At 40.5% G+C, this 2,174-nt stretch carries 1 protein-coding gene and 1 pseudogene; both read right to left on the bottom strand.

Annotated features, from left to right (window positions below):
• Positions 1-333: 333 nt before the first annotated feature.
• Positions 334-1,092: a hypothetical protein gene (locus MUS1_RS15515; protein WP_036164119.1), complete on the bottom strand. Its 759-nt coding sequence runs from the start codon at positions 1,090-1,092 to the stop codon at positions 334-336.
• Positions 1,093-1,953: 861 nt separating this feature from the next.
• A pseudogene (locus tag MUS1_RS15510) lies at positions 1,954-2,174 on the bottom strand (XdhC family protein); the annotation flags it as partial.

Here is a 2,174-nt window from a genome sequence, read left to right as displayed (position 1 = left end):
GCATAAGCTTTAATGTCTTCATCGCACGCAAATATAGGCTGGCGGTTATTACCGCGCTGAATAATGTGCTCGACATAACCCGGGATTGAAACTCTTGGACGACGTGGCATGGAGACTCCTTTCTCTCATACTTTTACGATATCACTAAGGTTAACATGAGCAACCGTTTTCTAGGGAATAGGTTTAATTTTACTCTGACCCCAATTATTCCAATTATTCGAGCAAGCGAATGATACGTGGTGGAAGACCTAATGCAGTCAACACGCACAGCTTTGTAGTGAAGGTAAAGCCGTAACGAAGAAGCTATCGCCGTGCATGGGTTTGTTATGCATTTTAACAACTAAAAATATGCCACTGACCATCCAAGTACCTCACTCCCTTGTTATTCAAAGTAATCCATACCCCTGTTATAGGTTCAGGTAACTTTGGTAAAATCTTTGGTGCAAGCATTTCACTAAAGAAATAAGATGCAACGCTCCACGGTACACCACCAAGAACAATCGGAATAAAGACATGCTTTTCTTTTGCGCTAGAGATTCGAAGTTTCTTTATAACGTCGGCCTTATCATCCGCGCTTAAAAATTTACTCACCCAATCGACTAAGTCACCACTACTTTGATTGACTACTCCGCCTCCGCCGTCCATAGACAGATAAGCATTACTACTGCCCACTTCTCGAAACATACAAAAGGAAGTTATTCCTAAACCATCTAAGGCGTTGAACAATTCTGCGTTAAAGCGTTTTAACTGCCAATCAACTGGCGTAAATTCTGAAAGACCTAAATCTTCACATTGCCTTATAACATTGGCAATATTTAGATTGAGCGCTTTAATATTCGCAGATTTCCTAATCGAAACGTTCCAATCACTTGATGAGTTAATCTTAATGGGACCCTTTGCAGGGCCAATATTCCACGTTTCAATTGCGACAGGGTAAACTGCGCCAACACATTCAATAGCGTAGTCAGGAGAGTTCTTTGATCCTATCCTAAGATCATACATTCCAGATTCGGAACCATCATCATGAACTTCAACTTTCTTACCCAGCTCATTGGAAACAATTTTCTTAGCCCAATCCTCGACAGTGCTCAATGTTAATTGCCTCCTAATACATAACGAGGCTGTAGAATTACTCCAACAGCCAAATTTAATAAAAAACGAGCCTCTGCGCTCAATCTTAAGCGCTTTTAACGCATTAGGTAATGCATTTCGAACTCATAAAAAAAACTATTTTTCAAAATAAAGAGTAATTCTACAGCCTCAATACCCACTTAAGCGGACAAAAATTGTTTGCCAAACTTGTTGAGGAACGAAACATGGAAACTGTTTTTGTTCCGTTTAAATAATAATTGAATAATTAGAGTCAGAGTTAAATTAAAAAATAAGCGTGCGCGCCATAATTTAATGAACGAAATATCACTAAGAAAAAAGGAGGGATTTATAAAGAAAAAGAACCATCCATTAGTTTCTTGATTATTCCATTGTCATTTTAATTTAACGCGTGTTGGTGAAAATTGCTAATAGTGTTTTCAATAGAGAATAAGACGGCAGATCACGCTTCGCTCATCGTGCCCTACAAGAGCCAAGACACAACCCCATCCTAACCTTCCCCTAAAACAGGGGAAGGAACAGAGAGATGCACCCTTGAAAAATATTTTTTTTGGGGGGGGGGCAGAGTGACCCTTGACTGTTCCAAACCAATCAAATGAGGCAAGGAAAAGCCGATGAACGAGGTCAAACGGCTATTTAAAAAAGTAACGTCGAATGAATGGGTTTGGGTTGGCGATATTGAATAACGTAATTGTTGGCCTAAAGGCGCAACCTACAGTAGAAAATGCAAATTATGTATGCATTACCACGCTGGAGCATGGGAACGAGAAACCTGTATCTGGCTTTTTGGCAGACAGCAAATTCTCCCCTTGAAGAAATGGGAGGGAACAGAACTAAAGGCCATTAAGCCTCGCTCAAGACTTGGTTGATTTCTTTCCATGTGAGTCCACTGCCCTTTTTCTTCTCTGCTTTTACTTCTTTATTTGATTCGTTATTCGACATATTTTGAGTGAGTTGGATGATTTGTGCGGAGATGGAGATGGCGATTTCGAAGGGTTGTTTGCCTGTGACTTCCGCGATGCCAACTGGACTGTGTACGGAGTCAATTTCGGCTTGGCTGAATG

The sequence above is a fragment of the Marinomonas ushuaiensis DSM 15871 genome, assembly GCF_000521805.1.
GTDB classification, from domain to species: domain Bacteria; phylum Pseudomonadota; class Gammaproteobacteria; order Pseudomonadales; family Marinomonadaceae; genus Marinomonas; species Marinomonas ushuaiensis.
This window is presented reverse-complemented; position numbering and strand designations above follow the sequence as displayed.